We start from the raw sequence: 8,760 nt of genomic DNA, 5'->3' as shown, positions 1-8,760 counted from the left end.
TAACACAGTAATGTTATTGGTTTTAACCTCACCGGTAGCAGGGTTGGTTAAAGTAATTGTGTAGTTACCAGCAATCAAGTTGATAGCGATTGAAGCTGAACCGTTAGCATTTGTAGTTCTGGTATATGCTGCACCGTTTACATCAAATGTAACACTAGCGTTAACCAAAGGATTGCCGTTTTCATCAAGGAATGTAGCGACAAATCTTTGAGGAGCCTTTTCAACTTTAGTCAAGTCTTCGGAAATGATAGTTTCCTCAGGAGCTGGAACCTCAATAGTCTCGGTTGTGTTTGCAGGTGCGTATTTCTTATCACCAGTGTAGGTAACGCTTACAGTGTGGTTACCAGGAGCTAATTCCGGTAATTCGAAACTTGCAGTACCGTTTTCAACAGGAACATAGTAACCTGTACCGTCAACGTCAACAAGCATGTAACCGGTAGCGTCTTCAGGCAATTCGATTTCAATTGCATCTTCAGAAGCTGTTACGTTAGCTTCAGGATCAACATCGGTTTCGTTTTTAGGAGCTGCAGGAACAGTTACAGCAACAGTTGTATTAGCTGGTGCGTAAGTGTCGTCACCGTCGTAAGTTACAACAGCGTCATAAGTTCCTTCATCCAATCCGATAACTTCAACAGTAGCCTGACCGTTTTCGATAGGAGCAAAGTAACCGGTACCGTTAACGTCAACTAAAATGTTACCGGTAGCGTTTTCAGCTACAGTTACAGTAATAGTAGTGTTTTGAGCATCTGCGGTTAAGTTAGCATCTTCTGGGACAACTTCAGGAACAGTCACAGTTGTATTTGCAGTTGCAGGTGCATATTTATCATCACCAGAGTAAGCAATTTCTACTGGATATTCACCAGGAGCAAGATCACTTAAATCTAAAGCAATTTCATCATCTGCATCGAAGTAGTATTTCTTATCACCAACACTTACAACAACATAACCTTCAGCATCTTCAGGAAGCTCAACAGATACATCACTGTCGTTTACAGCAACAGTTACGTTAGCATCTTCAGGTACAACTTCAGGAACAGTCACAGTTGTATTTGCAGTTGCAGGTGCATATTTATCATCACCAGAGTAAGCAATCTCAACAGGATATTCACCAGGAGCAAGATCACTTAAATCCAAAGCAATATCATCACCAGCATCAAAGAAGTAATCAGTACCATTAACACTAACAACAACATAACCAGTAGCATCTTCAGGCAACTCAACAGACACTTCAGTATCATTAACATCAACAGTAACATTAGCATCTTCAGGAACAACTTCCGGAACAGTTACAGTAGTGTTTACTGCAGCATCGAGGAAGTTTTCATCACCTAAGTATTCAACAGTTACATCATAGGTTCCAGCAGGTAAATCTGCAACGTCAATAGTGATTGGAGCTTCACTTGCATCTTTGATGTAAGAATCGTTTCCAACAGTTACAATAACTTTACCTGTTGCATTTTCATTGATGTTTACAGTAATGACTGTTTCATCAACATCAGCTTCGAGTTCTGCATCTAATAATTCAGGAACTTCTAATTCTGTTGTGAGAGAAGCATTGTTATAGTTGTCGTCACCTAAGTAGGTAATATCAACAGTGTAATTACCAGCAGCTAATGCAGGGATTTCAATTACAGCAGTTCCGTTTTCAACTTCAGCATAGTATCCTTTACCGTCAACTTTAGCTAAAACAATACCAGTAGCATCTTCAGGTAAAGTTAAGGTTAAGGTTGAATTTTCAACGGAAGCAACAATGTCTTCAGTGATTTCTACGTCAGCTTTGATGATTTCGAAAGTGGTTTCAGCAAATGCAGGACCGTATGTAATACCGTCACCATCGTAAGTTACAGATACAGTGTATGTACCAGCAGGTAATTTTCCTAAATCTAAAGTTGCGGTACCATTTTCAACAGGAACTTCAGTTTCTTCACCATTGAATGAGATAGTTACATTACCTTCAGCGGAAATTGTTACAGTAATGATTTCATTGTCAAATACTGTGACATTTTCACCGTCAACAGTTAAGTTTGAGTCAAATCCTAATGCGTATAATGTTTTATCAGCAACAGCGTAAATTATACCATTGTTGTCCATAGCTAACTGACCGGTTACTTTGGAACCTAAGTTGATAGTCCATAATAATTCACCGTCAGCACTGACAGCTACAACATCACCAGCAGCAGTGCTTACATATACATTACTGTCAGCATCGAGAATGATGCTTACACCAGTGGAGTTGAGTTCATATACTAAGCTTTCACTACCGTCAGTAGTATCATATTTGTATAAAGTTCCATTTGCGTTTACAGCATATAAGAATCCATTTTCATTGTCAACAGCAAGAGTAGTGCCGATTGCATCACTTACAGTAGCATTCCATAAGATACCTTCTGTACTGATTGCATAAATACCGTTTAAAGTAGCATCTAAAATGTATGCAATATTGTTTGAATCAATAACAGGTCTTCCAACACCATTAATGTTGGTGTCACTGAATACAGTTGCACCGGTTGCAATGTTAACTATTTTGAAACCTTTTACTGTGTTAGCATAGATGTATCCTAAACTATCGAATGATGGGGAAGCTTTAAGAGCTTGTGAACCATATCCTACACCAGTAATTTCAACAAGGAACAAGTTGAATCCGTAAGGTTCCCAGTCACTTCCGGTTTCATCTAAAACACTTATCCAGTAGTTACCTGACCATCCTTGACCGTCAGCAGGATATCCGTAATCAGTTGGAGTATAGATTCTTCCATCAGGACCAGTGATTGGAGCGAAATTACTTGAAGCAGACCAGAAGTTTCCATTGATAGCTGCACCAGTGGTTGCATTGTAAATCATCATAGCGTTATGATATTGTGGAGCTAGTACTAACTCATCTTTGTATAATGCAATACCAGCGGAACCGATTCCGCCAGACCATCTTAAAGTACCATTGCTTGTGAATGAATAGATTTTAGATCCGTCATTTACATAAATATTTCCTAATCCGTCGATGATAGCAGAGGAACGTAAATCACCGTTTAAAGCAGCTTCCCATATGATTGAAACACCATCTTCACGGGTAGCGTTAGCAATGCCTGAGTTTTGTGGGTTTCCACCTACACTAGGCCATTGTGAAGTTCTAGGGATTTTAATTGAAACAGTTCCATTGTTAGCAAGATAATTATCATCACCTTCATATGCAACAATAATATCATAAGTTCCCGGTGCTAATTTAGCGAAAGTAACACTGCCAGTTCCATTTTCAATAGTGCCTTCAGCAATAGTTTCATTGTTAGCAATTACAGTAAATTTACCTGTAGCATCATCAGCAGAAATAGTAACATCCACAGTAATTTCATTTGCATCATCATCAATAGTTGCAGTTGGAGTTACTTTAGGAAGAACAACTAAACTGAATGTTTTGTTAGCAGCATTATAAGTATCATCACCACTGTAGACAATAGTTACAGTATGATTACCTGCAGCAATATTTGTAATTCTAGCTTGCCAACCCATATTAGCATAGTATTTCCAATTTGCAGTATATTGTTTGCCATTTTCATCAATACCTTTAGTAGTACCTGTTGTGACATTAACACCATTGGAAATAATATTGTAATAGAAAATGTATCTTGAACCTTGCTCAATAACATCCCCTTCAGGAACGTTTTCAAATTCAACATCCAATTTAGCAATATCCACAGTAGCATTACCAGTTGCAGGCATGTATGCGTCATTACCTTCGAAAGTAGCAACGATAGTTTGGTTACCACCAGGAATAGTAGTAGTTAATTCTGCAACAGTTCCGTTAATAGCTACAGTAGTGTTTTTACCATTGATTGTGAAAGTAACATTACCTTCAACAGTTTCATTCAAGGTTGCGGTTACTGTGACATTATCGAATGCTTTGTAGTTACCTTCAGGAACGGTTACTTCAATGGAGATTGGATCTCTGTAACCTAATGCGAAGAGAGTGTCATTAGTGTATGCATAGATTATACCTTCATTGTTCATAGCTAATCCACCAGCAATTGGAGCACCTAAATTGATAGCCCATAATAAATTGCCTTCACTGTCCAATGCAGTTACATATCCATTAGTATCACCGACATAGACTTTACTGTCACCGTCAACGATTATGCTTTTAGCTTTTGCACCTAAATCATAGACAAAGGTTTCAGTTCCGTTATTGATGTCGTATTTATACAATTTACCTTCCTTGTTGACTGAATATACGAATCCGTTTTCATTGTCAATAGCTAAAGTTGTTCCAACAGTACCTGAAACTGTAGTGTTCCATAAATAACCTTCAGCGGTTAATGCATAAAGTGAATTTTCAGTTTCTTTACTTAAGTAGAATACGATATTTGAATCACTGATTGCAGGTCTTGCATTAGTGGATATTTTTGAGTCTGAAAATATTTTAGCTCCAGAATAAATGTTAACTGCACGAATACCACCTTTAGTAGCTACCCACATGTTGCCCTCATCATCAAATACAGGAGGTGCAATAGCTTCAGTGTCTATATATGCTGCATTCCAGTTAAATTTGTTAGTGTTACTGTAATAGGAGTTATAACCTTCAGTATAATCTATAACAGTTATCCAATTACCATTATTCGCCATATTATTATATTCGGAAACTATATAGACTCTTCCGTCAGGTCCTTCAACAGGGTAGTACATTGAACATGAAACCCATTGGAATGTACCAGAATAGGATTCGCCTGTTATGAAATCATAGATGACAATTTCATCATCGGTACGTTCAGCCATTACAATACTGTCATTGTAAAGACCAATGCCCGGCACTTTTCTACCCGGAGCTTTACTGAATAAAACATTTCCTTCCATATCATATACATAGACAAGATAACCGTCATTAAGGAATATAAGTCCGTCAGAACCTATTAATGGAGAGTATGTGGCTTCAACAATCCTTGTAATTTCACCAGTATATTCTTTCCTAATATTGTTAGGATATTTTGTTATGTTAATGGATTGATCATTGCTCCAAAGGACATATACATCATCTACTGGACGAGTATAATCAGGATTTCCACTGTTTTTATTATCAAAACCAGTAGTTACCCATTGGGAAGTTCCAGGAGTCCTGTTTATGACAATACTTTTTGAGGATGTGTAATTGTTTCCATTATTGTTTTGCCAGACAACAGTGAAATAATGTGCACCAGAATCCAAATCATTTATCTTGAATTCAGGGAATCCGTCATTACCTGTGACATTACCTAAATATTCATCATAATCATAAACATGTACGACACCGTTGTTGTCATGACCGTATTTGTCGTTGAATGTTAAGGTTACATTGTTTCCATTGCTTGTTAGTTTGACATCCAAACCGGTTGGATCACAAACAAAAGTAACTTCAATTGAAAATGGATCATAATTAATGTCACCTTCATAGGTAATAGTTTTCACTTCAGGACCCATCTTATCTGCACGGTTTACCCAGTCAATCGTTACAACACCATTTTCATTTAACTTACCAGTACATGGTTCACTACCTGTCGGAATTGAAACCTTACCTGTTGGAATAGGATAACCATCTTCAACAGTAATGGTTATAGTAACCGGAAGAACAGTATTGACGGTTTTTGTAGGTTGTTCAGGAGAAATAGTCATGCTAGTTACATTATGTTTTAAAATATCAAAAGAGTAATTAAAATCATAACTTACATATTTATATTTAGAGCTGGTGAAATGTACGGTTAAAGTGTAAGAACCGTTCATTAATTTTTTAGTAACATCAACGCTTGCTACACCATCCCTTTGTAGATTGCCGTAATTTTGTGAAAATGAATTTGGACCAACAAAATCAACAGAAACTCTACCACCATAGCTTAATTCACTTGTAAAGTTAAATGTGAATTTACCCCCATCTTGAGTAATAATACATGGTGGAATATATTTAACTACATCAAATGTATCAACTAATTGTTTTGCATTATGGTAGTTATCTCCACTATAAGTAAGATTTATTCCGTGAGTTCCATTGCTTAAACTACTATCAAGGTTTGTAGTACCACTAGTAGAACCCCATGTTCTAGACCAGCCATTATCTAAATTACAGGTAACAGACCCACTGACACTCATTTCAGAATCTTTAACTGCATATGTGATATAACCATTATCAGGATTAATACTGTAAGTTATTTCAACATCCCTTTTTTCAATTTCAAATTTGGAATCAGATTTTTCTTTTTTAAGGGTAGGTGCATAATTAGGGCTGCCTAAGTATTCATAATAGATATCATAGATTCCACCTATTAATTCATCACCCTTATTAACAATGACAACACCTTTTACAACAGGGACTTCATACATTGTACCATTAAGGTATACTGCTAATGTACCGTCAACAGGTCCATTATTACCTGATACAGAAATTACAATAGTACCATTGTTACGTACAGTAGTATTCTCAACGAATAATACATCAATACTATCAATAGTACCTGCAGAGAGAGTATAATTTATAGTGTAGCCGTCGACTGTTGCATTAATGCTACTTTCACCAGTAATTGGTGAAGTGTATGTGACAGTAGCTATACCATGAGTTAACTCAAGTTCAGTATTGTCAACATTACCTTCAAAGATGATTTGCCTTACAGGCAATGCATCGATATCAGGTATTGCATTATTATCAGAGTCTCTGATAAATCCTGCATATATGGTTTCACCTTCATTATATGCTTCTAACCTGAGATATTTTTTAGGTGTGGAAAGAGTATTTTCAATTCTAACCAAATTTTCAGGATTATTGGTAATCCACCAGTTGTATTCTTCTGCAACATTAGCCGCGTTATTTCTTAACCTGATTTGAGCGGAAGAATTATCTTTAAATATATTATATGAGATAGTTCCTTTACCGTTACCTTCATAGTAAATTGTAGGCCAATCATTGTCTGCAGAATTATTTACGAATATACAACCAGTAATATTGGCATTACGGGTATAAATAGCTCCGTTACCATTAGATGCAGTGTTGTTTATGAAAGTACAATTAATTATATTATTATTGGAGTTTGAACCAATTGAATAAATTGCACCAGCACGAGCACCTCTTCCACGTTCATTATTATTGTCACCTTTATTTTCAATGAATTGAGTGTTGACTACATTAAAATTTACATAATCACCACAAGCAACAGCCCCCCCATACTGATCAGCACCATAATACCAATCATCTTTAGGAGTTGCCTTGTTTGTATTATTTTTAAATAAAGAGTCTTTAATTGTTAAAGTAGTTCTATCTTCAGCATAAATAGCACCACCATTCTTTTGACCCTCATACAATACATTATCAATGAAAGTACAGTTTTCTACTGTAAGAGTCCCGCTGCCTAAATAAATAGCACCACCATGGCCTGAAGTAGCATAAGCATCAGAAATGATTAAATCTTTTAAAATAACATTAGAATTATTACCTATGTTGAATATTCTTACCAAATCAGTACCATTGATAACATGATTGTTACCGTTAATAGTGATGTCATTGTTTACATTGATTCCATCTTTATATAATCCATATTCGGCAGGATATAAAGTAAAATTATAATCTAAATCAATGACAGCACTATTTCTAATTTTTGAATCTAAATCCCAAAATCCTCCAGGTAATTCTTCTGGAACATAAATGGTTTGTTCATATGTTAATCCTGTTGCATATACACCATCCTGAACGATTTTAAGAGTATTAGAACCGAATATTTTTTCAAATGATACAGAAGACTTGCCATCTTCACCAACAGTACCATTAGCAACTTTTTCATCAGCCACATAAACAGTAAAATTAGCAGGACCGTCATTTGTTGAAATATCGACAGTTATAACATCAGTTATTGTTACTGTAGCATCCAATTTTCTCGGTTCCATTAAGACCAATGTTACTTTTTGAGAAAATGATCTATCTGCATTACAAAGAACAAAATCATATGTCCCTGTGAAAACATTTAAACTGTATTGATCGGTAAACATCATACAATCATCAAACTTAATATATTGATAATCATCAATGACACCATCACCACCATTATCCCATGGAGGCATAAATGAGAAATATTCGTTCATAGCATCTTTTCCATTAAAATCAAAATCAGAGTTATATGAATCCAATTTAATCACATTATCATTTTCATCATAGACATTGAAATAGATTTTAGAATATTGATACCCATAACTATCCCAGTCCCCTTCACTTCCAGGTTCCCAGTTTTCGGCTTTCATGAAAGTAATCACACCATCAACCTCATCTTTAAATTCGACTCTAGTGAATTGACCATCACCAATCAATCCTTCTTCATCTTCGCTAACCCCCAGTAAGGAGCTATCGGAGTCATTCGTACCTATGTCATCACAGACATAGTCAAATCCATCACTTTCTACATCCAAGTCAATATCACTTGATATAGAAATATCCGAATTTGAATCAAGTTCATTGTCAATAGCAGTTGCACTGACTGCACCAATGCTTAAAACCACCATTAACAATATAGAAATAAATAAAAATTTCTTCTTCATAGTTACCATCTATACTACCAATTTAATGCAAATTTCAATTAAATATGTTTTTCAATTAAAAATGAAAATTATAAAATTTAAATTGAAAATTACATATTTATAATTATATCAATTAAATATAAAAATATATCCATTTTTTATATTATAAAATAGTAAAACATAATATAAACTATATATGTATAAAAAATTTAAAATTTAAATAAATGGCATGTAATAGCAATACATAATAAT

General features: G+C 35.4%; 1 protein-coding gene. It reads right to left on the bottom strand.

The genetic code is table 11. From position 1 onward, the window contains the following. Positions 1-8,529: Ig-like domain repeat protein (locus ACKI2W_RS02495; RefSeq protein WP_407378953.1), on the bottom strand; the 8,529-nt coding region annotated here is incomplete at its 3' end. Between the last annotated feature and the right edge of the window lie 231 nt (positions 8,530-8,760).

Origin of the sequence: Methanobrevibacter sp. (assembly GCF_045603845.1) — an archaeon.
Classification (GTDB): Archaea; Methanobacteriota; Methanobacteria; order Methanobacteriales; family Methanobacteriaceae; genus Methanocatella.
This window is presented reverse-complemented; position numbering and strand designations above follow the sequence as displayed.